Here is a 23227-nt window from a genome sequence, read left to right on the forward strand (position 1 = left end):
CGCCACGCCCTGCTCCGGCCAAGCGGGGTTCGCCGCACCGGCTGCTAGGGAAACTCCGACCCGCGTGCCGCCAGCATCCGATCCAGCATCGACTTGAGCGCCAGCGGGCGCAGCGGCTTCACCAGCAGCGGCAGGCCCGCTTCCTGCGCGGCCAGGCGGACCGCGCCGGTCTGGTCGGCACTCAGCAGCATGCAGGGCGCCGGCGGGACGCGCGCAGCCAGGCGCGCATGCAGCGCCACACCATCGTCACCGGCATCCAGGTGATAGTCGAAGATCCACAGGTCGAAGCTGCCCTCGACGAGTGCTGCCGATGCGCCGGCGCCATCGGCCACCGCCACCACGTCGCATCCCCAGCCGCTCAGCACGCTGGCCAGCGCTTCGCGAGCCTGGGCCTCGTTGTCCACCACCAGCACGCGTAGGCCCGCCAGACCGCGACGGGCGGCCGTGCCCGAAACCGCCGCAACGGGCGCACGGGGCACGCTGACGGCGAAAGTGCTGCCGCGACCCGGGGTGCTGTGCAGCAGGACATCCGAACCGAGCAGTTGGGCAATCCGGCGGGCGATGGCCAGCCCCAGCCCCAGGCCCTGCCCCGGCGCGTCGTCGCCGCGGCGGAACTCCTCGAAGATCACCGCACGACGCGACGCCTCGATGCCGGGGCCGGTGTCGTGCACCTCGATGCGCAGATCGTCGCCGTGGCGACGCACGCCCAGCAGGACGCGGCCACGGGCGGTGTAGCGCACCGCATTCGCCAAGAAGTTCTGCAGCACGCGCCGCAGCAACTGCGGGTCGCTGCGTACCCACGCACGCGTCGGCACGAACGCCAGTTGCAGACCGTGTTGTGCGGCCAGCACGCGGAACTGCGCGACCAGCGGCTCCAGCACGTCGGCCAGCGGGAACGGGCGCGGCTGCGGCACCAGCCCGCCCGCCTCCAGCCGCGACATGTCCAGCAGCGTGGTCAGCAAATCCGTAGTGGAATCCAGCGCCACCCCGATCTGGCGCGCCAGATCGCGCTGCCCGGCATCACCGCGCTGTTGCAGCGTATCGGCGAACAGATGCGCGGCATGCAGGGGCTGCAGCAGGTCGTGCCCGATGGCGGCAAGGAAGCGGCTCTTGGCGTCGTTGGCATGCTCTGCCTCCCGCTTGGCCGCCTCCAGCAGTGCGGTGCGCTCGGCCACCCGCAGCTCCAGCGTTTCGTTCACCCGTATCAGCCCGGCCTCGGCCTGGCGGAACGCGGTGACGTCGGTGAACGTGGCGACAAATCCCCCGCCGGGCATCGGGTTGCCGCGGATTTCGACGATGCTGCCGTCGGGGAACACGCGCTCGGACAAGTGCGGCGTGCCGGCGCGCATGTGCGCCAGCCGGCGCTCCAGCGCGGCGGCGTCGCGGGCGGGGTCAATGCTGGCGATCTCGCGTAGCGCCCAGCGCGCCGCCTCGGCGATCGGCATGCCCACCCGCAGCATCCCGGCCGGATAGCCGAACAACTCCTCGTAGCGCCGGTTCCACGCCACCAGACGCAGCTCGCCATCGACCACGCTGATGCCCTGGCTCATGTTCTCCAGCGCCGCCTCCAGCACGCGCTGGTTGAAGCGCAGGTCCTGCGAGGCTTCGCCGACGATGGCGGCGACGGTGTCGAGGTCGGCGCCGCGGCGGTCGGCATCGTCGACGGGGTCGCGCCGCGCGGCGTCCAGCAGCAGGCGCGCGGAGGCGCTGCCCAGCACGGCGGCTAGCTCGTGTTCCAGCTTCGATTCAATCCGCGCCGGCACCGGGCCGGTGGCGGGCGCATGCCGCAGCAGGGCATCCACCCGTGCAGCGGGCAGGAAACGGCGGCCGGCATCACGCAGGCTGTCCCGATCGGCTGCGCCCGCCTGCCGGCGGTGCGGCGCGCCGCGCAGCGCCGCCACAAGCAGCGTCATCGTCGTGCCGACGAACAGGCTGACGCCAACGGCGCGGCCCAAGCGGCTCCAACCGGTCAGGCCGAACAGCGCATCCGGCGCCAGCGCCGCGATGCCGAACGGGCCGCTGCGCAACCAGCCAAGGTCACCGCCCATCGCGGCCACCAGCGTCGGCACCAGCATCACCCACAACCACGCGGCAAACCCGGCCAGCACGCCCGTCGTGGCGGCGACGGCAGGCGTCTGCGGCCGCCAGACCGCGAAGCCCAGTGCTGGCACCAGCGTCGCCAGCGCCGAGAACGACACCGCGCCGACGTCCGCCAGCGCCTCGTTGCCGCTGACCAGCCGGCTGTACGCCCAGCCCAGCAGCATCAGCGCAATGATCCCGACCCGGCGCAACAGCAGCAGGTCGCCGCGGTGGTCGTCGCCCTGCCCGCGTGCCCACGCACTGCGCAGCAGGCCCGGGGCGAACCAGTGGTTGCCGATCATCAGGCTCAGCGTGAGCGTGCTCACGATCACCATGCCGGTGGCGGCGCTGAGGCCGCCCAGAAACACCAGCAATGCCAGCGCCGTATTGCCGCGTGCCAGCGGCAGGGCCAACGCGTACATGTCGGTGGGCACCGCATCACCCAGCAGCGCCGCACCGGCCCGGGCCAGCGCCAGCGTGGGCAGCGCAATCAGCAGCAGGTAAAGCGGGAACTGCCAGCGCGCGGTGCGCACGTCGGCCTCGTCGCGGCATTCCACCACCCCGACATGGAACTGGTGCGGCATCACGAACATGGCGAGTGCACCCAGCAAGACCAGCGGGATGAAACCACCCGACGCAGGCGGAACCGAGATGGCAGGCGCCACATCCAGGCCACGCAGGCCGAACCAGACGAACGCCCCGAGCGCCAGCATGGCGACCAGCTTGAACAGCGACTCGAACGCCAGTGCCAGCACCAGCCCGCGGTTATGCTCGGCGGCACTGACCCGTCGGGTACCGAACAGAATGGCGAACAGCGCCATCGCCAAGGCGACGTACAGCGCGCCATCGCGCCATAGCGGCGGCGCATCCCCACCCGGCGCGCCTGGCCCGAGGGTGACGGTGGCCAGGCTCATGGTGATCGCCTGCAACTGCAGCGCGATGTAGGGAATCAGCCCAAGCACCGCCACCAGCGTGACCACGGCCGCCAGCCACGCATCCTTGCCCAGCCGGGTGGCGATGAGGTCGGCCAGCGAGGTGGCATTGCTCTCGCGGGCCAATCGCACCAGGTGCGCCATGAACCCGATGGCCAGCGCGTAGAACAGGATGGCGCCAACGAACGTGGGCGGCAGCGGCCAGCCGTAGCGCGCCGCCTGGGTCACCGTGCCGTAGAAGGTCCACGATGTGCAATGCACCGCCAGTGAAAGCGCATACACATGCCGCCAGTGGCGGGCGAACACGCCGGGATGGCGCTCCGCGTACAGCCCGGCGCCGAACAGCAGGCCCAGCCAGAGCAGTGCGGCGGCAACGACCGAAGCGATGCTCAGCATCGCGGCACCTTCAGGCACGGGAACGGCGGGACGTCATGGCGATCCATGGCCGGCGAGCATAACGCGACGGCGGGCCGAGGCCCGCCGCCGCACTGCCCCGCCGGAGGGCTGCCGGGTCAGAAGTTGTAGCGCACTGACAGATACATGTTGCGCGGCAGGCCGTAGTAGGCGGTCTGGATATTGGCGACACTGGAAAATTCCTGACCATCGATCATGTAGCTCTCGTCGGTCAGGTTGCGGATACCGGCACGCACCTGCCAGGTGTATTGCGGCGAATCCCAGACGCCGTAGACACCGACCACGCTGTAGTAATCCTGCTTCAGCACGTCGCGGTTATCGACCGACAGCCAGGTGGTGCCGCGGTAGGACAGGTCGCCGCCGATCGTCAGGCGCGAGCCATTGGCCAGGCCGAAGCCTTGCTGCACCGCAACGCGGGCGGTCACCCTCGGCGAGAACGGCACATGGTCATGGTTCACATTGAGGTCGTAACCCGGGTAGCCGGGGTCCAGGCGGAAGTCGTCGAAGCGCTTGTACTTGGCATCCAGCCAGCTGAACTGCGCGATGATCGTGGTGGCATTGCCCACCAGGGTGCTGCCCTCCAGCTCGATGCCCTTGATGTCCAGGGCGGCTGCGTTGAGCACCGGGAAGGTACCGACGTCCTGCGACACGCGCGCTTGGAAGTCCTTGTAGTCGCTCACGAACGCGGTGATCCCGCCACGCTGGCGGCCGTCGGCGGACTGCGCCTTCAGGCCGGCTTCGTAAGTCCACACAAACTCGGGGTCGTACTTGGCGTTGAGCACGTCGTAGGGCGTGTTGGCGCGGCCGTTGAAACCACCGGACTTGTAGCCGCGGTTGGCCGAGATGTACCCCATCAGGCCGTCGCTGAACTTCTTCTGCAGGCTGACCGACGGCGTGACCGCGGTCCACGAGGCCGAGCGGCGCGGGAACGGCACGGTGCCATTCAGGCCGGTGAACGGCGCGCCCCAGAATGTGCTGGTGGAACGCTCGTAGTCCTTGGTGTCCTTGGTCCAACGCACGCCGGCAGCCAACGTCCAGGTGGGCGCGAACTCCCAGTTGGCGTGCGCGAACGCGGCGGTGCTGGTGGTGGTCAGGTCGTCCTCGATGGTGCGCAGGAAGTTCACGCCGCTGCCGAGATAGGAGAACAGATCATTCGCATAAGCCTCCTGGTAGGAGGTCACGTGTTCGCGCAGCCAGTACGCGCCAAAGGTGAGGTGCAGGGTGCTGCCATTGTCGTAATGCAGCTGGAATTCCTGGCTCTTCTGGTTCTGGTCCAGCGCCACCAGCACGTCGCCCAGCTGGTACTTCGAAGCATCGATATCGATGTAGGAATGGGTCTTCAGCATCCGGTAGGCGGTGATGCTCTTGAGCCGCCACTGTGCATTGATGTCCCAGTCCATGGCCAGCGAGGCACCGTCATGCTTCAGCGTCTGGCCCTTGTCCGGCGAGAACGAGGTCTCGGCCGAGTGGTTCCAGTTCCCCGTCTCGCCCGGCTGCAGCACCTTGACGCCGGCCGGGAACAGGCTGGTCTGGAGGAGCGGGGCCATCGGCCGGCCCATGGTCAGCGCGGCGTCCTGCTTGGTGTGATCGATCGAGAGCGTGGCGCTGAAGGCATCAGAGGGCCTGAACGCCAGCTTGGCGCGCAGCGCCTCGGTGTCGTCGTCGTTGAAGTTGTGACCGCCGGCGCGATTCTTCACGTAGCCGTCGTTGGTGATCTTGGCGCCGGCGATGCTGGCGGCGAAGGTGTCGCTGAGCTTGCCGCTGTAATAGAAGCTGCCCTCGCGGCGGCCGTAGTCGCCGAACGTCAGCTCGGCGGCACCGCCCTCGTGATCGAACGGGTTCTTGGTGCTGACCTTGATCGCGCCGCCGGTCGAGTTCTTGCCGTACAGCGTCCCCTGCGGGCCGCGCAGCACTTCCACCTGCGACACATCGAACAGCGAGAACAGCGCACCGTTGATGCGCGAGTAGTAGACGTCATCGACGTACAGGCCCACGCCCGGGTCGAAGGTCTGCAGCGCATCCGGCTGGCCGATGCCGCGGATGAAGGCGTTCACGCTGTTGGCCGAGCCGCGGCCCTGCACGATGTTCGCGTTCGGCACCGAACCCTGCAGGCCGTCGATGCCGGTGGCCTGCATGTCCTTGAGGTCGCTCTCGCCGAAAGCGGACACCGCCACCGGCACGTCCTGGATGGATTCCGCTCGACGGCGTGCGGTCACCTTCACGGTGTCCAGGGTCTTCGCCTCCTGCTCGCCCTTCGCGGCCTTGGGGGCCTCCTGCGCGGCGGCCTGGCCGGCGCCGACCAGCAGCGACACGGCCAGCGTGCCGTGGATCACCATGCTCAATTGCTTGCGTTTCATCTGTCCCCCTCCGGGTGCTGCGGGCGGCACGATTACCACCAATGCCCGGCACGGTAATCGCCCTGGCCGCGCGGCGGCATTGGACGTTCGGACAATGGGCCGCCCCGCCCCGGGCCCGGACACTCGCAGCCCTGCAACCATCGCCGGGAATGGGCATGTCGTTTCTGATCGTGTTGGCCGCGCTGTGCTTCCTGATGCTGGTGGCCTACCGCGGCTACAGCGTCATCCTGTTCGCGCCGGTGGCCGCACTGGGGGCGGTACTGCTGACCGACCCCTCGCAGGTCGCGCCGATGTTCACCGGCCTGTTCATGGACAAGATGGTCGGTTTCCTGAAGCTGTACTTCCCCGTGTTCCTGCTGGGCGCGGTGTTCGGCAAGGTGATCGAACTGTCCGGGTTTTCCAAGGCGATCGTGCAGGCCGCGATCCGGGTGGTGGGCGCGCAGCGCGCCATGCTCTCCATCGTGCTGGTCTGCGCGCTGCTGACTTACGGGGGCGTCTCGCTGTTCGTGGTGGTGTTCGCGGTGTATCCGTTCGCCGCCGAACTGTTCCGCCAGAGCGACATCCCCAAGCGGCTGATCCCCGGCACCATTGCGCTGGGCGCGTTCACCTTCACCATGGACGCGCTGCCGGGCACGCCGCAGATCCAGAACATCATCCCCACCACGTTCTTCGGTACCAACACCTGGGCGGCGCCAGTGCTGGGGACGCTGGGCGGTGTCTTCATCCTGGCCGCCGGCCTGCTGTACCTCGACTGGCGGCGCCGGGTGGCTGCACGCAATGGCGAAGGCTACGGGGACGCGGCTGCGCTGGTCAACGAGCCTGCGCCGTTCGCCGGCGGCAAGCTTGCCAACCCGGTAATCGCCGTCCTGCCGCTGCTGGTGGTGGGCGTGGTGAACAAGCTGCTGACCCTGTGGATCCCGCTGCACTACGGCGAGAGCGCCAGTTTCGTGCCGGCAGTGATCGGCAACCCCGCGCCGGTGGTGCAGGAGGTCTCGAAGGTCGCGGCGATCTGGGCGGTGGAAGGCGCCCTGCTGGCCGGCATCGCCTGCGTGCTGCTGTTCGCCTGGAAGGCGGTCAAGGCCAGCTTCGCGGAGGGCAGCAAGTCGGCCATTTCGGGTGCACTGCTGGCGGGCATGAACACCGCATCGGAATATGGGTTCGGTGCCGTCATCGCGGCGCTGCCCGGCTTCCTGGTGGTCGCCAATGCGCTGCGTGCGATCCCGAACCCACTGGTCAACGAAGCCGTGACGGTCACCGCGCTGGCCGGCATCACCGGCAGCGCGTCCGGCGGCATGAGCATTGCCCTGGCGGCGATGGCCGAAACCTTCATCGCGAATGCGAATGCCGCCGGCATCCCGATGGAGGTCCTGCACCGCGTCGCCGCCATGGCCTCCGGGGGCATGGACACGCTGCCGCACAACGGCGCGGTGATCACCCTGCTGGCAGTCACCGGCCTGACCCACCGGCAGGCCTACAAGGACATTTTCGCCATCACCTGCGTCAAGACGCTGGCGGTGTTCGTGGTGATCGGCCTGTACTACGCGTTCGGGCTGGTCTGACCGGGCTTGCCAGCGCGCCGCGCCGCCCGCACCATCGGCGGCCATGAACGAACCCATCGAAGACCCGCGCCAGCTGTCGCGCCGCACCACGCCCACCTGGGAAGTCGAGCTGCTGATCTCCGGCGTGGCGGTGTTTGCCATGCTGCAGCTGCCGGGCCAGCTGGACGATGCCCTGCTCACGCTGGAGCCCCGCCTGGATGGCAATTGGCGGCAGCTGGCCGTCTTGACCTACGTCTATGCAAAAGGCGCTGCGATGATCCTGGCGATCACTTTCGTCCTGCATCTGTTGCTGCGCGCCCGCTGGATCGCGCTATCCGGCATGCATGCCGTGCATCCGGACGGCATCCGCTGGGACAAGCTGAAATCAGGCCCGATCATGCGCCGCATCGAGATCGCCCGGAGCCGCCCACTCCCCGAATCCATCGAACGTGCCGATCACCGCGCATCCGTCGTTTTCGCCATCGGGGTGATGATGGCGCAGATGATGATCGCGATCGCGGTGGCCGCTGCGGCCGCATTCGTGGTCGCACTGTTGCTGAAGTCGACCACCGGCATCATGGGCGTGCCGGGCTGGCTGGCCGTGCTGTTCACCGTGATCATGCTGCCCTACGTGGCGGCCGTGCTGATCGACCAGAAATTCACCACGCGCATGCGGGAGGGCGGCCGCGGGCAACGCCTCCTGCATCGCGTGCTGGATGCCTACGCACGGATCGGGTTTTCCCGTGGCAGCAATCCTGTGATGGCGCTACTGGCCAGCCACGACGGTGACCGCAAGACCATGCTGATGACGACAGGCCTGATGATGCTCGCGCTGGGCAGCGTGGCGGTCAGTCTGGTGATGCTGGCCTCGCCGGAACGTTTGGGCAGCTACGGGATGTTTCCGCGGGCGGACGCGCTGACCGCTGACGTGGATGGCGCGCACTATGATGACCAGCGCGATCCGCTGCGCGATGGCGCCCATCCCTACATCCAAAGTGCAGTAGTCACCACGCCCTACCTCAAGCTGGTGGTGCCTTACCAGCCGCGCCGCGACGAGGCGGCGATGCGGGCCAGTTGCCCGCATGCCGACGCGCTGCCGAGGCAGGCGCAGGCCCAGGCCCGCCTGGCCTGCCTGGCGGCACTGCATCCGGTGTCACTGGATGGCAGACAGCTGGGACAACTGGCCTACGATGCAGGCAGCGACGCACGCGCCGACAGGCCCGCGCTGGTGGCGATGATCGACCTGCGCGGCCTGTCGCCGGGACGGCACGAGCTTCGCGTCGGCCGCCCCGTCCGCAGTGACCTGCCGGAAAAACAGGACAACCCGGACCCCGGTTACGACGCCATTCCCTTCTGGCGCTGAGCAGGGCGGGCAGCGGCATAAAATCGGCGGGTGAGCGCCCGGCAACGCAAGATCATCCACGTCGACATGGACGCGTTCTACGCGTCGGTGGAGCAGCGCGACGACCCCACGCTGCAGGGGCAGCCCGTGGTGGTGGCGTGGAAGGGGGCGCGCTCGGTGGTTTGCGCCGCCAGCTACGAGGCGCGCCGGTTCGGAGTGCGCTCGGCCATGCCCGCGCTGCGCGCCGAGCGCTTGTGCCCGCAGGCGGTGTTCGTGCCGCCCGACTTTCCGCGCTACAAGGCGGTGTCGCGGCAGGTGCGCGCGATCTTCGAGCGCTACACCGACCGCATCGAGCCGCTGTCGCTGGACGAGGCCTACCTCGACGTCACCGCACCGAAGCGCGACCTGGGCAGTGCCACCGCCATCGCCACCGAGATCCGCGACGCGATCCGCGAAGAGACGCACCTCACCGCCTCTGCCGGCATCGCGCCCAACAAGTTCCTGGCCAAGATCGCCAGCGACTGGAACAAGCCGGACGGCCAGTTCGTGCTCAAGCCGGCGATGGTGGATGCGTTCGTCGCCATGTTGCCGGTCGGCAGGATTCCCGGCGTCGGCAAAGTGATGGAGGCGAAGCTGGCCGAATTGGGCATCGTCACCTGCGCCGACCTGCGCGCGTTCGGTGCCGTGCCGCTGGAAGCGCGTTTTGGCCGCTGGGGCCGGCGCCTGCACGAGCTGTCGCTGGGCATCGACGAGCGCGAGGTGCAGACCGGGCGCCCGACCGTGCAGATTTCCAGCGAGGACACCTTCGCCAGCGACCTGCCGCTGGATGCGCTGGGGCCACACATCCGCCGGCTGGCGGCCAGCACTTGGGCCGGCTACCTGCGCGAGCGCGCGCAGCACCCGGACCGGGTGGCCCGCACCGTTGTGCTCAAGCTCAAGACCGCCGACTTCCGCACCCTCACCCGCAGCCTGACCGCGGCGGAGCCGCCGACCTCGGAGCAGGCGCTGGCCGATACCGCCTGCGCGCTGCGGGCCCGCGTCGGCCTGCCCGGCGACACCCGCTATCGGCTGGCCGGCGTGGGTCTGACCGGCTTCGCCGAACCCGACGGCAGCCGCGCCCAGGACGACCTGTTCGCCTGAACGCGGCGGGGCGCCGTCAGGGCAGCGTGCCCGCCACCACCGGCAAGCTGATGTAGCTGGCCTGCTGCGGCGTCGCCCAGATCCGCTGGGTTGCCTTGCGGTAATCGCCAGGCTGGGCGAAGAAGATGTTGTCGACGAAGGCCTGCGGGTTGCGGTCGTACAGCGGGAACAGGCTGGACTGCACCTGCACCATTAGGCGGTGGCCAGGCTTCAGCACATGGTTCACGTTGGGCAGGTCGAAGGTGTAGGCCAGCGGCGCATCGGCCTGCAGCGCCTGCGGTTTGTCAAAGCCCTCGCGGTAGCGGCCGCGGAAGATGGTGAGCGCGATCGGCAGCTGGTAACCGGCCATCTTCGGGTCGTCCGGGTACTGGTCGGGATAGACGTCGATCAGCTTCACCACCCAGTCGCTGTCGCTGCCCGAGGTGGATGCGAACAGATGCGCGACCGGGATGCCCGCCAGCGACAGCGGCGCGGACAGCGGCGCGCTGGTATAGGTCAACACGTCGGTGCGGCCGTCAACAAAGCGTTGATCCTTCACCAGCCAGGTTGTCCACGTCGCGCGGTCGCCCATGTCCACCGGGCGCGGCACGAACGGCACCGGCTTGGCGGGATCGGACACGTACTCGGCGTACCGGGGCCCGCCGGCCGCGGGCGTCGCGCCGAGGGTCTCGTCACCGCGCAGGTACAGCGGCACGGACGCGTGGGGGCAGCCCCCTGCACAGCTCTGCGGCCAGCGCTCGTAGCGGTCCCAGCGGTTGCTGCCCGCGTCGTAGACCAGCACCGGCGGCGTCTTGGCCACCGGCGCACCGGGCTTGAGGTACTGGTCGAAGAACGGCTTGAGCACGTCGCGCCGCCACTGCAGGGCGGTGTCGCCGTCGAAGCGCAGGTCGCCCAGGCTGCTGCCGTCGTAATTGGCCTGGCTGTGCCGCCACGGCCCCATCACCAGGAAGTTGCGGGTGTTGTCGGTGTCCTTCGGCTCCAGTGCCGCCCAAGCGTGGTGGGCGCCATACATGTCCTCCTGGTCCCACAACCCCTGCTCCCACATGGTGGGCACGGTGATCGCGGGCAGCTTCGCCAGCAGCTTGTCCAGTGCCTGCTGCTGCCAGAACGCGTCGTAGGCCGGATGCTGGCTGACCTTGTGCCAGGCCGGGATCTGCTCCAGCCCGGCCGCCTTGGCATACGCGCCCACCGAGCCGGCGCGCAGGAAGCTGGTGTAATCGTCATTGGTATCGCGCGGGATCTGGGCGCCTTTGCCCCGCGCCGTCATCTGGCCAGCGAAATAGCCCAGGTTGACCTGCCGGTAGGCGCCGTTCTGGAACCAGTCGTCGCCGATCCAGCCGTCCACCATCGGGCTTTCCGGCGCCGCCACCTTCAGCGCCGGGTGCGGGTCCAGCAGCGCCATCACCACGGTCAGGCCCTCGTACGACGAGCCCAGCATGCCGACGCGGCCGTTGCTTTCCGGCAGATGCTTCACCAGCCAGTCGATGGTGTCCCAGGCATCGGTGGCGTGATCGATGCCGGTCGCGTTCAGCGGCCCGCGCGGCGGCCGCGTCATCACGTAGTCGCCTTCGGAGCCGTACTTGCCGCGCACATCCTGGAACACGCGGATGTAGCCGTCCTCGGCGAACACGCTATCGCCCTGCGGCAGCGCATCGACCATGCGGGTGGCGTTGGGGATGCGCTCCGCCCGCGCAGCCGCGTTGTAAGGCGTGCGGGTCAGCAGGATCGGGGCGTCGTGGGCGCCCTTCGGGATCATGATGACGGTGTAGAGCTTCACCCCGTCGCGCATCGGGATCATCACCACGCGCTTGGTGAAATCGCGCTGCGGCTCGGGCGCCTTGAACGCCTTGCCGGTGATGTCGGGCGTCATCGCCGTCACCGCCGGTGCCCGCTGCGCGGCAGCACTCCCCGCCATGCCCAGAGCCAGCACCACCACCCCCGCCAATGCCGCCCTCCCCATTGCCTTCTGCCTGCGCATCGCGTGCCTCCCGTCGGACCAGCGCCGGAGTCTGGCACGGCGGCGGGCGCGGGTCTGCGTGCCCGTCCGCACTTCGCCGCCGGCGCGGCTTGGCATATTCTGGGCGGATGACTGCCCGCTCCCCGTCCGCGCCCGGCCTGTCCCGCCAGCAGGCCAAGACTCTGGCCCTGGCCTCGCTGGGCGGCGCGCTGGAGTTCTACGATTTCGTGGTGTTCGTGTTCTTTGCCACCACGATGGGCGCGCTGTTCTTCCCCGCCGACATGCCCGAATGGATGCGCTTGGTGCAGACCTTCGGCATCTTCGCCGCAGGCTACCTGGCCCGACCGCTGGGCGGCGTGCTGATGGCCCATTTCGGCGACCTGTCGGGCCGCAAGCGGATGTTCCTGCTGAGCATCCTGCTGATGGCGTTGCCCACCCTGCTGATGGGCCTGCTGCCGACCTACGCCCAGATCGGGGTCGCGGCGCCGCTGCTGCTGTTGCTGCTGCGGATCCTGCAGGGCGCAGCGATCGGCGGCGAAGCGCCGGGGGCGTGGGTGTTCGTCAGCGAACACGTCTCACCGCGCCACCGCAACCTCGCCTGCGGCTCGCTGTCGCTGGGCCTGCTGGCCGGCATCCTGCTGGGGTCGCTGGTGGCGCGCGCACTCAATGCAATGCTGGACGAGGCGCAGCTGATGGCTTGGGGGTGGCGCCTGCCGTTCCTGATCGGGGGCGTGTTCGGCCTGCTGGCGATGCGGCTACGCCGCCAGCTGCAGGAAACCCCGGTGTTCGCCGAACTGCAACAGCAACGCGCGCTGTCAGCGGAGCTGCCGCTGAAAGCGGTGGTGCGCGACTATCCCGGCGCGGTCGCGCTGGGCATGCTGCTGACCTGGCTGCTGACCGCTGCGGTGGTGGTCACGATTCTGATGATGCCCACCTTCCTGCAGGGCATGGGGGTCAGCCGCGACGCCGCGCTGGCCGGCAATGCGCTGGCGGTGCTGGCGGCGATGATGGCGAACCTCATGGCAGGCGCGCTGGCCGACCGCTTCGGCGCCGGCCGATTGCTTGCCCTGTGGAGCCTGCTGCTGGGCATCGCGTTCTGGTGGTTCTACGGCGAGGCGCAGGCCGGCGCGTATTCGCCGTGGCACTACGCGATCGCCGGCAGCGCAGTAGGGCTGACCGCCATGATTCCGGCGATCGCGCTGGGTGGATTCCCGGCCCGGGTCCGGTTTTCGGGGTTGTCGTTTTCCTACAACGTCGCTTATGCCATCGCCGGTGGGCTGACCCCGGTACTGCTGAGCCTGGCGATGAAAAACAACCCGGCCGCGCCCGCGCACTACATCGCCGGCGTCGCCATGCTGGGCGTGACGCTGGGTGCGTGGGTGGAATGGCGCGACCGCTGCAGCTCCATGCACTGAGTCCCTGCGCAGACCACAGTAGCCACTGCGACGTTGTCAAGCTGTTGCCGACGCGACGACAGGGCGACAATGCGGTTTCCGTGATCGCGTGAAGCCGTCTGTTGATGACCCCGTCCTCTCCCGCCCTCGCCCGCAGCCTTGCGCAGAAAATCGCCGCCACCATCGCCGATGACATCGGCGCGCAGCCGCAGCAGGTGCAGGCGGCCGTCGGCCTGCTGGACGAAGGCGCCACCGTCCCGTTCATCGCGCGCTACCGCAAGGAAGTGACCGGCGGGCTGGACGATACCCAGCTGCGCACGCTGGAAACGCGCCTGACCTACCTGCGCGAGATGGAGGACCGCCGCGCCGCGATCCTGTCCAGCATCGAAGAGCAAGGCAAGCTGACCGACGCACTGCGCGCCGAAATCGAGGCCGCCGACAGCAAGTCGCGCCTCGAAGACCTCTACCTGCCGTACAAGCAGAAGCGCCGCACCCGCGCCCAGATCGCCCGCGAAGCCGGGCTGGAGCCGCTGGCCGACGGCCTGCTGGCCGACCCGACGCGGGTGCCGGAGGAGTTCGCCGCCGGCTTCGTCGATGCCGACAAGGGCGTGGCCGATGCCAAGGCCGCGCTGGAAGGCGCGCGCGCCATCCTGATCGAACGCTGGGGCGAAGACGCCGCATTGCTGGGCGAGCTGCGCGAGTGGCTGGCGCGCGAGGGCCTGATTCGCTCGAAAGTGGTGGAAGGCAAGGAAGCGGCGGGCGAGAAATTCCGCGACTACTTCGACCATGCCGAGCCGCTGGCGAAGATTCCCTCGCACCGCATGCTGGCGCTGCTGCGCGGCCGGCGCGAAGAGTGCCTGCAGCTGGACCTCGACCCCGGCGCGGATGCCGAGGCGGGCCACCAGTACGCGGAAGGGCGCATCGCCCTGCATGCCGGCATCGAGTCACGCGGCCGCCCCGCGGACACCTGGCTGCGCAACGCGGTGCGGCTGGCCTGGCGCGCGAAGATCCACATGCACCTGCTGCTGGATCTGTTCAACCAGGCGCGCGAGAAGGCCGAGGGCGAGGCTATCGCCGTGTTCGGCGACAACCTCAAGGACCTGCTGCTGGCCGCGCCGGCCGGCCCGAAGGCAGTGCTGGGCCTCGATCCCGGCCTGCGTACCGGCGTGAAGGTGGCGGTGGTGGATGCCACCGGCAAGCTGGTGGCCACCGATACCCTCTATCCGCATGAACCGCGCCGGCAGTGGGATCAATCGCTGGCGACGCTGAAAAAACTCTGCCTTGCCCACGGCGTGCAATTGATCGCCATCGGCAACGGCACCGCCTCGCGCGAGACCGACAAGCTGGCCGGCGACCTGCTGAAACAGGTGCCGGAACTGAAGGCGCAGAAGATCGTGGTCAGCGAAGCCGGCGCGTCGGTGTACTCGGCCTCGGAACTGGCGGCAAAGGAGTTCCCCACCCTGGACGTGTCGCTGCGCGGCGCCGTCTCCATCGCCCGCCGCCTGCAGGACCCGCTGGCGGAACTGGTGAAGATCGAGCCGAAAGCCATTGGCGTGGGCCAGTACCAGCATGACGTGGACCAGTACCGCCTTGCGCGCGCACTGGACGCCAAGGTGGAGGACTGCGTGAACGCCGTCGGCGTGGATGTCAACACCGCTTCCAGCGCCCTGCTGGCGCGCGTGTCCGGCCTGTCCGCGACGGTGGCGGAGAACATCGTCGCCTACCGCGACCAGCACGGCCCGTTCAGCACCCGCAAGGCACTGCTCAAGGTGCCGCGGCTGGGTGAGAAAACCTTTGAACAGTGCGCCGGCTTCCTGCGCATCATGGACGGCGAACAGCCGCTGGACGCCTCGGCGGTGCATCCCGAGGCCTACCCCGTGGTCGAGCGCATCCTGGCAGCCGGCGGCAAGTCGGTGAAGCAGATCATCGGCGACACCGCGTTCCTGCGTTCGCTCAAGGCCGCGCAGTTCACCGACGCGCGCTTCGGCGAACCCACCGTGCGCGACATCCTCAAAGAGCTGGAGAAACCCGGCCGCGACCCACGCCCGGAGTTCAAGGCCGCGCAGTTTGCCGACGGCGTGGAGGACATCAAGGACCTGCGCCCCGGCATGGTGCTGGAGGGCGTGGTCAGCAACGTCGCCGCGTTCGGCGCCTTCGTGGACATCGGCGTGCACCAGGACGGGCTGATCCATATTTCCGCCCTGTCCGACCGCTACGTCAAAGACCCGCGCGACGTGGTCAAAGCGGGCGACATCGTCAAAGTGAAGGTGCTGGAGGTGGACGTCGCACGCAAGCGCATCGCCCTGACCCGCCGCCTGGATGATCCGGTGGGCGAAGCCCGCCCCGATGTGCGGCGCGATGATCGCCCGCGCCGCGACGGCCAAGCCGCGCGCGACCCGCGCCCGTCGATACAGCAGGCGCAGCCGGCGAAGGCGCCCTTCAACAGCGCACTCGCCGATGCCTTGCGGGGTCTCAAGCGATGACCGCGGCAACACCGCCCGACACACCGCCCGACCCGCGCCCGCAGCCGCCCACACCGCCGCTGCCGGGCGAATGCTGCGAGAGCGGCTGCGAGCGCTGCGTGCTGGACATCTATGCCGAAGAGCTGGCGTATTACCGGCAGGCGCTGGCGGCGTGGAAGCAGCGCCACCCAGACGCTGACGACTGACCTGCTCAGCCCGGCAGCGGCGGCACCGGCGTGGGCCGTCCGCGGCCATCCAGCGCGATCATGGTGAAGCGCCCACGCGTGCACAGCTCACGCTCGCCCCCCAGCAGGTCCTCGGCGATCAGCTCCACTTCCACCTGCATCGAGCTGCGCCCGACCCCGACGATCCGCGCCACCACCTCCACTGACTGGCCCTGCCGGATCGGCAGGCGGAAGTCCACCTGTTCCGAGCGCGCCGTCACCACCGTGCGCCTGGCATAGCGTGACGCCGCAATGAACGCCGCCTTGTCCATCCACGCCAACGCCTGGCCACCGAACAGCGTGCCCAGGTGGTTGGCGTGATCCGGAAACACGATCTCCTGCAAGCGCGCCTCGATGGGTCGCGTCAGGTCAGAAGGCATGATCGAACGCCACCTCACCCTGCACGCCCACCTGATACGCCGATACCCGCCGCTCGAAGAAGTTGGTCAGCTCCTGCACGTCCTGCAGCTCCATGAAAGGCAGCGGGTTGCGCACGTGGTACTGGCGCGCCATGCCCAGCTTGTCGAAATGGGCATCCGCGCAGTGCTGCAGGTATTGCCGCATGTCGCGGGTGGAAATACCGGCCACGCCACCAGCCAGCACGTCCTCAGCGAACTGCAGCTCGCATTCAATCGCTTCTGCCAGCATCTCCCGCACCTGCGACTGCAAATCGGCATCGAACAACCCGGGCTCTTCGGACAGAATGGTGCGCACGCACTCGAAGGCGAACTCCATGTGGCAGCTTTCGTCGCGGAACACCCAGTTGGTGCCGGACGACAGCCCCGGCAGCAGCCCGCGAGACCGGAAGTAATAGACGTAGGCGAAGGCGGCAAAGAAGAACAGGCCTTCGATGCAGGCGGCAAAGCAGATCTGGTTGAGCAGGAACTGCCGCCGCTGTGCGAGGGTTTCCAGCCGTCTCAGGCCGTGGATCGAATCGATCCACTTGAAGCAGAAATCCGCCTTCTTCTTGATCGAGGGGATATTTTCCACCGCCGCGAAGGCGCGGAAGCGCTCGTCCGGGTCAGGCAGGTAATTGTCCAGCAGGGTCAGGTAGAACTGCACGTGCAGCGCCTCTTCATAAAGCTGGCGCGACAGGTACATGCGGGCTTCCGGCGCGTTTAGGTGCTGGTACAGGTTCAGCACCAGATTGTTGGACACTATCGAATCGCCGGTGGCGAAAAACGCCACCAGCCGGTGGATCAGGTGACGGTCGGCGGGAGAAAGCTTCTGGTGGAGGTCCGCGATGTCGATCTGGAAGTTGATCTCGTCCACCGTCCAGGTATTGCGGATGGCGTTGCGGTACATCTCGTAGAACTGCGGATAGCGCATCGGCCGCAGGGTCAGGGCGAAGCCGGGATCAAGCAGCATGGCGGGGCCGGAGGCGCTCATTGGCAGGCCTCGCAGGTTTCCGGGTTTTCCAGCGAGCAGGCTACCGCCTGCGTCGGCGTGTAACTGGCCACCGTGGTCTTGGCGATTTTTGTTGCAGGTCGAGAGCGCAGGTAGTAGCAGGTCTTGATGCCTTGCTTCCATGCGTACATGTACATGGACGACAACGCGCCGATGGTGGGGCTTTCCATGAACAGGTTGAGCGATGCGGACTGGTCGATGAACGCGCCGCGGTCGGCGGCCATCTCGATCAGGCTGCGCATCGGCAGCTCCCATACCGTGCGATAGACCTGGCGCAAGGGCTCCGGGATTTGCGCAAGGGCCTGGATCGAGCCGTCGGCCAGCTTGATCGCATCGCGCATCTCCGGGGTCCACAGGCCCAGCTGCTTCAATTCGGCGACCAGGTAGCGATTGACCTGTAGGAAATCGCCGGAGAGGGTCTCGCGCTTGAACAGGTTGGAAACCTGCGGCTCCACGCACTCATAGCAGCCGGCGATCGAGGCGATGGTGGCGGTGGGGGCGATGGCGACCAGCAGTGAATTGCGCAGGCCGTGCTGGCGGATGCGCGCGCGCAGCGCCTCCCAGCGCTCCTGATGCTCCGGCACCACGCCCCAGGCATCGAACTGAAGCTCGCCGAGCGAGGCACGGGTATCGGCAAATGCGACGTGCGGGCCATGTTCAATGGCCAGCTCGCAGGAGGTTTCCAAAGCATGGAAATAGATGGCCTCCGCAATCCGGCTCGAGAGTGCGCGCGCAGGCTCCGAGTCGAATGGCAGGCGCTTGCGGAAGAACACATCCTGCAGGCCCATGCAGCCCAGGCCCACCGGGCGCCAGCGCAGGTTGCCGCGACGCGCCGGTTCAATCGGGTAGAAGTTCAGGTCGATCACCCGGTCAAGCTGGCGCACCGCCAGGCGGACTGTTTCGGCGAGCTTTTCGAAATCGAACTCGCCGTCATCGTCAAGATGGTTGGCAAGGTTGATCGAGCCGAGATTGCATACCGCGGTTTCCTCGGCGCTGGTGACTTCCAGGATTTCGGTGCACAGATTGGACAGGTGGACGACGTTGCCGGCACGCAAGGTCTGGTTGCTGGCGCGGTTGCACTTGTCCTTGAAGGTCATCCAGCCGTTGCCGGTCTCGGCCAGCGTACGCATCATCCGCGCATAGAGCTTGCGCGCCGGGACCGTCCGCACCGCTTTGCCCTGCGCCTCCGCCTGCACGTACGCGCGCTCGAAATCCTCGCCGTAAAGATCGACCAGCTCCGGCACCTTTGCCGGATCAAACAGTGACCAGTCCTGGTCTGCCTCGACGCGCTTCATGAACAGGTCGGGCACCCAGTTGGCGAGATTGAGATTGTGGGTGCGGCGCGCCTCGTCGCCGGTGTTGTCGCGCAGCTCGAGGAAGTCCTCGATGTCGGCATGCCAGGTCTCCAGATACACACAGGCCGCGCCTTTGCGCTTGCCGCCCTGGTTCACCGCCGCCACCGAAGAGTCCAGCGTTTTCAGCCAGGGGATGATGCCGTTGGAATGGCCGTTGGTGGAACGGATCAGCGAACCGCGCGAACGCACGCGGCTGTAGCTGACGCCGATCCCGCCGCTGAACTTGGACAGCTGGGCGATCTCACCGTATCTGGCGTAGATGGATTCCAGCGAATCCTGGGGCGAATCCAGCAGGAAGCAGGACGACAGTTGCTCGTGGCGGGTGCCGGCATTGAACAGCGTGGGGCTGGACGGCAAATAGTCCAGGCTGCCCAACCGCTGGTACAGCGCCAGCGCCTCCGGCACGTCCTCGGAGAGTGCGCTGGCAATGCGCAGGAAGAACTGCTGCGGCGTCTCGATAACCTTGCGGGTGTGCGGGTGGCGCAGCAGATAGCGGTCGTACAAGGTGCGCAGGCCGAAGTAGTCGAAGTTCCGGTCCAGCGCCGGGTCGATGGCATCGTTGAGCTTGCGCGCATGGGCCTGCACGAAGGCCAGCAGACGGTCGTTGATCAGGCCGACTTCATGGCCGCGCGCGACCGACTGCGAGAACGCGTGGATCTCCTGTCCGGCCACTTCCTTGGCAATGGTGTTCGCCAGCAGGCGCGCGGCCAGCCGGCCGTATTCCGGTTCCTCGCCGATCAGCAGGGCGGCGGTGCGGATCGACAGCTCGTCCAGTTCCTGCGTGGTGGCGCCGTCGTACAGGCCGGAAATGGTGCGGGTGGCCACGCGCATCGGATCGACCGCGTGCAGGCCCTCGCAGCAGCGCTGGATGGCACGCACGATCTTGTTGAGGTCAACCGGCTCGCGGGCACCGTTGCGTTTGGTGACACCCATCGCGGTCGCAGTGGGGGGCGGCGCGAGATCGAACGGCGGAGCGGCCGGCGCGTCGGCCGACAGGCGGGTGGAAGGTGGCATCAGTGGTCTCCCTGCGTGATGCACGGGCCCGGGCCTGTCCCTCGCAGGCGCGGATGGCATCGGAAACCACAGGGTGGACGGGCGGTGTCGCACGGCCTGCGACCGGCACGGCTTCGTGCGGTGCGACCCTGCTGCTACCTGCCATCTCCCCCCGGAGATTCCGCGGCCGGCACCGCGCGGCGTGCTTCGCGCGGCTGTCGGCAGGTCTTCGGACTCGTGGATGTGGCGGGCCAGGGGCCCGACCGCCTCGGTCGCCGCTTCCCAGGGCCACCGCCCCAGTGCGAATCGCGACTTCGTCTCCACCTACCGCTGCGGGGCAGTGCCGGGATTGGCGCGCCATTTTGAAACAACGCGCGCCGCACCGGCTTCCCTTTTCATCCGACAGGTTGTGCCTGACGGAACCGACGCCCCCAAGATAATGGGGCTTCCCCGCGGGGTCAATCCCGATCTATCGCCCCGGCGGCGGTGTCCGCATAGCACCAGCAGGTCGGCGTGCCCAGGGCATCCCCCGGATCCTGCAGGCGGGTTCCCGGCGCCATCGCCAGGGCCAACGCCCCCTTGCCAAACGCCCAGGCCAGCGCCTCGGCGCGACCGCCCTCGGCGGCGGGGCGTGCTGCAACCGCGCGGGCAGCCCGCGGCTGCAAGCCCACGCCCTTGCGCTTGCCGTGCGCCTCCTTGAGGGCCCACAGGGTATGGAACACCGCGGCGCGGGCAGAACCGGCCGCGTCACGCACGCGCTGCTGCTCTTCACGCGAGAAGACAAATCGGGCCAGTGCCTCCCAGTCGCGCTCGCGCCGCGGCAGCTCCACGTCGACCCCCACCGGCGCATCGGCCAGCGCCAGCGCCAGCCAGTCGCCGCTGTGGCTCAACGACACATGCAGCGGCGCGACTTCCCCATCAACGCGCAGCAGCGGGCGGCCATTGGCCTGCGCATCCAGCGCAATCCGCTGCACGTCCAGCTGCAGCCATTGCGCCGCCAGCCAGCGTGCTTGCCAGTGTCCGGCAAGGAAGCTGGCGCGGCGCTCGGGGGCAGCGATCGTCTGGAAACGATGCCGCTCCGTCTCGCTCAGCCAGTCCAACCCGCGTGCCTCCGCGGCGGCGGCGGCCGACGCGAGGGGCAGCAGGTGCAAGCGCGCGACACCGCTCATGCGGGCGACCGCCGCACCTGCTTGCGCACGTCAATCCACCATCGCCGGCAGCAGCTTCTCGGGTTCGGCCTGCACGTCCAGCACCAGCTCGCCTTCGACGGCATCCAGCACTACCCGGCCGCCATCCACCAGCTTGCCGAACAGCAGCTCGTCGGCCAGCGGGCGCTTCACCTTGTCCTGGATCAGCCGCGCCATTGGGCGCGCCCCCATGAGCGGGTCGAAGCCCTGTTGACCCAGCCATTCGCGCGCGGCCGCGGTGGCCGAGAGCGAGACTTTCTTCTCGTGCAACAGGGTTTCCAGCTCGATGAGGAACTTGTCCACCACGCGCAGGATGTGCTCGAAGCCCAGCGGCTGGAACTGCACCACCGCGTCCAGCCGATTGCGGAACTCGGGCGTGAAACCGCGACGGATCGCCTCCATCGCGTCCGGGCTGTGGTCCTGCCTGGTAAAGCCGATGCTGCGCCGCGCCGCCTGGGTGGCGCCCGCGTTGGTGGTCATCACCAGGATCACGTTGCGGAAATTGGCCTCGCGCCCGTTGGTGTCGGTCAGCGCGCCGCGGTCCATGACCTGCAGCAGGATGTTGAAGATGTCCGGGTGGGCCTTCTCGATCTCGTCCAGCAACAGCACGCAGTGCGGCGTCTTGACGATTTTTTCGGTCAGCAGGCCACCCTGGTCGAAACCGACGTAGCCCGGAGGCGCGCCGATCAGGCGGCTCACCGAATGCGGCTCCATGTATTCGCTCATGTCGAAGCGGATCAGCTCGATGCCCAGCTGCAGGGCCAGCTGGCGGGTGACCTCGGTCTTGCCCACGCCGGTGGGGCCGGCGAACAGGAAGTTGCCGATCGGCTTGTCGGGGTTGCCCAGCCCGGAACGCGCCAGCTTGATCGCGCTGGCCAGCGTCTCGATGGCCGGGTCCTGCCCGAAGATCACCATCTTCAGGTTGCGCTCCAGGTGCTGCAGCACATCCTTGTCGGAGGCGCTGACCTGCTTGGCCGGGATGCGCGCCATCTTCGCGACGATGGTCTCGATCTCCTCCACGTCGATCAGATGCTTGCGCGCCTCCGGCGGCTGCAGGCGTTGGCGGGCGCCGGCCTCGTCGATCACGTCGATGGCCTTGTCCGGCAGCAGGCGGTCGCCGATGTGCTTCACCGACAGATCCACCGCGGCGCGGATCGCCTCGTCGGCATAGGCCACGTCGTGGTGCGCCTCGTACTTCGGCTTCAGCCCCTTGAGGATCTCCACTGCTTCGCCCACGGTGGGCTCCACCACGTCGATCTTCTGGAAACGCCGCGCCAGCGCGCGGTCCTTCTCGAACACGCCGCGGTATTCCTGGAAGGTAGTCGAGCCAATGCAGCGCAGCTCGCCATTGGCCAATACCGGCTTGATCAGGTTGGACGCGTCCATGGTGCCGCCGCTGGCCGAGCCGGCGCCGATGATGGTGTGGATTTCGTCGATGAACAGGATCGCGTTGGGCTGCTTCTTCAGCGACGCCAGCACGCCCTTCAGGCGCTTCTCGAAATCACCGCGGTACTTGGTACCGGCCACCAGCGCGCCAAGATCCAGCGAATAGATTACCGCTTCCTGCAGCACCGCCGGCACCTCGCCGTCGACGATGCGCTTGGCCAGCCCTTCCGCCAGCGCGGTCTTGCCCACGCCGGCCTCGCCCACGTACAGCGGGTTGTTCTTGCGGCGGCGGCACAGCACCTGGATGGTGCGCTCGATCTCGTCCGCGCGGCCCACCAGCGGGTCGATCTTGCCGGCAGCGGCCAGCGCATTGAGGTTCGCCGCGAACTCGGTGAGCGGATCGGCCTTGGACTCGCCTTCGCCCCCCTCGGCCTTGCCCTCGCCCTCCTGTGGCTGCGCGCCCGCCTCGTCGTCCTGGCGGGCGATGCCGTGGCTCAGGTAATTCACCACGTCCAGCCGGTGCACGTCCTGCTGGTTGAGGAAGTACACGGCGTGCGAGTCCTTCTCGCCGAAGATCGCCACCAGCACGTTGGCGCCGGTGACCTCCTTCTTGCCGGAGGATTGCACGTGGTAGACCGCGCGCTGCAGCACGCGCTGGAAGCCCAGCGTGGGCTGGGTGTCGCGCCCGTCGTCGTCGGCGAAGCGGCTGACCGAGACTTCGATCGCATTCTCCAATTCATCGCGCAGCCGCGGGATATCGGCGCCCACGGCGCGCAGCACGGCTTCGGCGGACGGATTGTCCAGCAGCGCCAGCAGCAGGTGTTCGACCGTCATGAACTCGAAGCGCGCCTCGCGGGTGCGCTTGTAGCACTGGCCGATGGTTTGCTCGAGATCCTTGCTGAACATGATGCTGCGCCTTGGGGGAACGTCTCCCTCTATGTAAGGCGCAATCCGGCGCGGGGCAAGCCCCCCGCCGGACGCGGGTTCAGGAAGCTCCGGCCCCATTGGGGCGACCACCGTCCAAGGTTGGCCGGCCCGCGGAACAATCGTGCAAGCGATT

14 protein-coding genes and 1 riboswitch are annotated in these 23227 nt (G+C 68.1%); of the genes, 6 read left to right on the plus strand and 8 right to left on the minus strand.

The window, feature by feature from the left end; all coding sequences use genetic code 11:
- Window positions 1-44 precede the first annotated feature (44 nt).
- Window positions 45-3407, minus strand: a complete 3363-nt coding sequence (locus tag ACK4SG_RS01295) for a PAS-domain containing protein (protein ID WP_409599056.1) — start codon at window positions 3405-3407, stop codon at window positions 45-47.
- A 116-nt stretch (window positions 3408-3523) separates the two neighbouring features.
- A complete protein-coding gene (locus tag ACK4SG_RS01300; protein WP_409599057.1) occupies window positions 3524-5782 on the minus strand; it encodes a TonB-dependent receptor in 2259 nt (752 codons plus the stop codon).
- A gap of 155 nt (window positions 5783-5937) precedes the next feature.
- Here ACK4SG_RS01300 and ACK4SG_RS01305 point away from each other — a divergent pair, with 155 nt between their 5' ends.
- Genes ACK4SG_RS01305 through dinB form a run of 3 tightly spaced genes read left to right on the plus strand, consistent with a single transcriptional unit; the run spans window position 5938 to window position 9802 of the window.
- Complete coding sequence (locus ACK4SG_RS01305) at window positions 5938-7341, plus strand: GntP family permease (protein WP_409599058.1); 1404 nt, start codon at window positions 5938-5940, stop codon at window positions 7339-7341.
- A gap of 43 nt (window positions 7342-7384) precedes the next feature.
- Window positions 7385-8683, plus strand: a complete 1299-nt coding sequence (locus ACK4SG_RS01310) for a hypothetical protein (protein WP_409599059.1) — start codon at window positions 7385-7387, stop codon at window positions 8681-8683.
- Window positions 8684-8713: 30 nt separating this feature from the next.
- Window positions 8714-9802: a DNA polymerase IV gene (gene dinB / locus ACK4SG_RS01315; RefSeq protein ID WP_409599060.1), complete on the plus strand. Its 1089-nt coding sequence runs from the start codon at window positions 8714-8716 to the stop codon at window positions 9800-9802.
- Between the two features lie 16 nt (window positions 9803-9818).
- Here the strand turns inward: dinB and ACK4SG_RS01320 are convergent, their stop codons facing one another.
- Window positions 9819-11762 (minus strand): CocE/NonD family hydrolase, encoded by a 1944-nt coding sequence (locus tag ACK4SG_RS01320; RefSeq protein WP_409599691.1) that lies wholly within the window; start codon window positions 11760-11762, stop codon window positions 9819-9821.
- Window positions 11763-11887: 125 nt separating this feature from the next.
- Between ACK4SG_RS01320 and ACK4SG_RS01325 the strand changes: the two genes are divergently transcribed.
- From ACK4SG_RS01325 to ACK4SG_RS01335, 3 genes are all read left to right on the plus strand, one after another.
- Window positions 11888-13174, plus strand: coding sequence for an MFS transporter (locus ACK4SG_RS01325; RefSeq protein ID WP_409599061.1), 1287 nt, complete (start codon window positions 11888-11890; stop codon window positions 13172-13174).
- A 104-nt stretch (window positions 13175-13278) separates the two neighbouring features.
- A complete protein-coding gene (locus tag ACK4SG_RS01330) occupies window positions 13279-15636 on the plus strand; it encodes a Tex family protein (protein WP_409599062.1) in 2358 nt (785 codons plus the stop codon).
- Complete coding sequence (locus tag ACK4SG_RS01335; protein WP_409599063.1) at window positions 15633-15821, plus strand: oxidoreductase-like domain-containing protein; 189 nt, start codon at window positions 15633-15635, stop codon at window positions 15819-15821. The genes ACK4SG_RS01330 and ACK4SG_RS01335 overlap by 4 nt, the downstream gene beginning before the upstream one ends.
- A gap of 5 nt (window positions 15822-15826) precedes the next feature.
- On the opposite strand, the gene ACK4SG_RS01340 is transcribed toward ACK4SG_RS01335, so the two are convergent.
- From ACK4SG_RS01340 to clpA, 5 genes are all read right to left on the minus strand, one after another.
- Window positions 15827-16219, minus strand: a complete 393-nt coding sequence (locus tag ACK4SG_RS01340; protein WP_409599064.1) for an acyl-CoA thioesterase — start codon at window positions 16217-16219, stop codon at window positions 15827-15829.
- Window positions 16209-17228 carry a ribonucleotide-diphosphate reductase subunit beta gene (locus tag ACK4SG_RS01345; RefSeq protein WP_409599065.1) on the minus strand — a complete coding sequence of 340 codons (1020 nt, stop codon included), beginning with the start codon at window positions 17226-17228 and terminating at the stop codon, window positions 16209-16211. The genes ACK4SG_RS01340 and ACK4SG_RS01345 overlap by 11 nt, the downstream gene beginning before the upstream one ends.
- Complete coding sequence (locus ACK4SG_RS01350; RefSeq protein ID WP_409599066.1) at window positions 17225-19615, minus strand: ribonucleoside-diphosphate reductase subunit alpha; 2391 nt, start codon at window positions 19613-19615, stop codon at window positions 17225-17227. The genes ACK4SG_RS01345 and ACK4SG_RS01350 overlap by 4 nt, the downstream gene beginning before the upstream one ends.
- Window positions 19616-19796: 181 nt before the next feature.
- Window positions 19797-20036, minus strand: a riboswitch (cobalamin riboswitch).
- A gap of 16 nt (window positions 20037-20052) precedes the next feature.
- On the minus strand, window positions 20053-20763 hold the full coding sequence (locus ACK4SG_RS01355) for a 4'-phosphopantetheinyl transferase family protein (protein WP_409599067.1): 711 nt from the start codon (window positions 20761-20763) through the stop codon (window positions 20053-20055).
- A gap of 30 nt (window positions 20764-20793) precedes the next feature.
- Window positions 20794-23073: an ATP-dependent Clp protease ATP-binding subunit ClpA gene (gene clpA, locus ACK4SG_RS01360; protein ID WP_409599068.1), complete on the minus strand. Its 2280-nt coding sequence runs from the start codon at window positions 23071-23073 to the stop codon at window positions 20794-20796.
- Window positions 23074-23227: the final 154 nt, after the last annotated feature.

The sequence above is a fragment of the Thermomonas sp. genome (assembly GCF_046293095.1).
Lineage (GTDB): Bacteria > Pseudomonadota > Gammaproteobacteria > Xanthomonadales > Xanthomonadaceae > Thermomonas.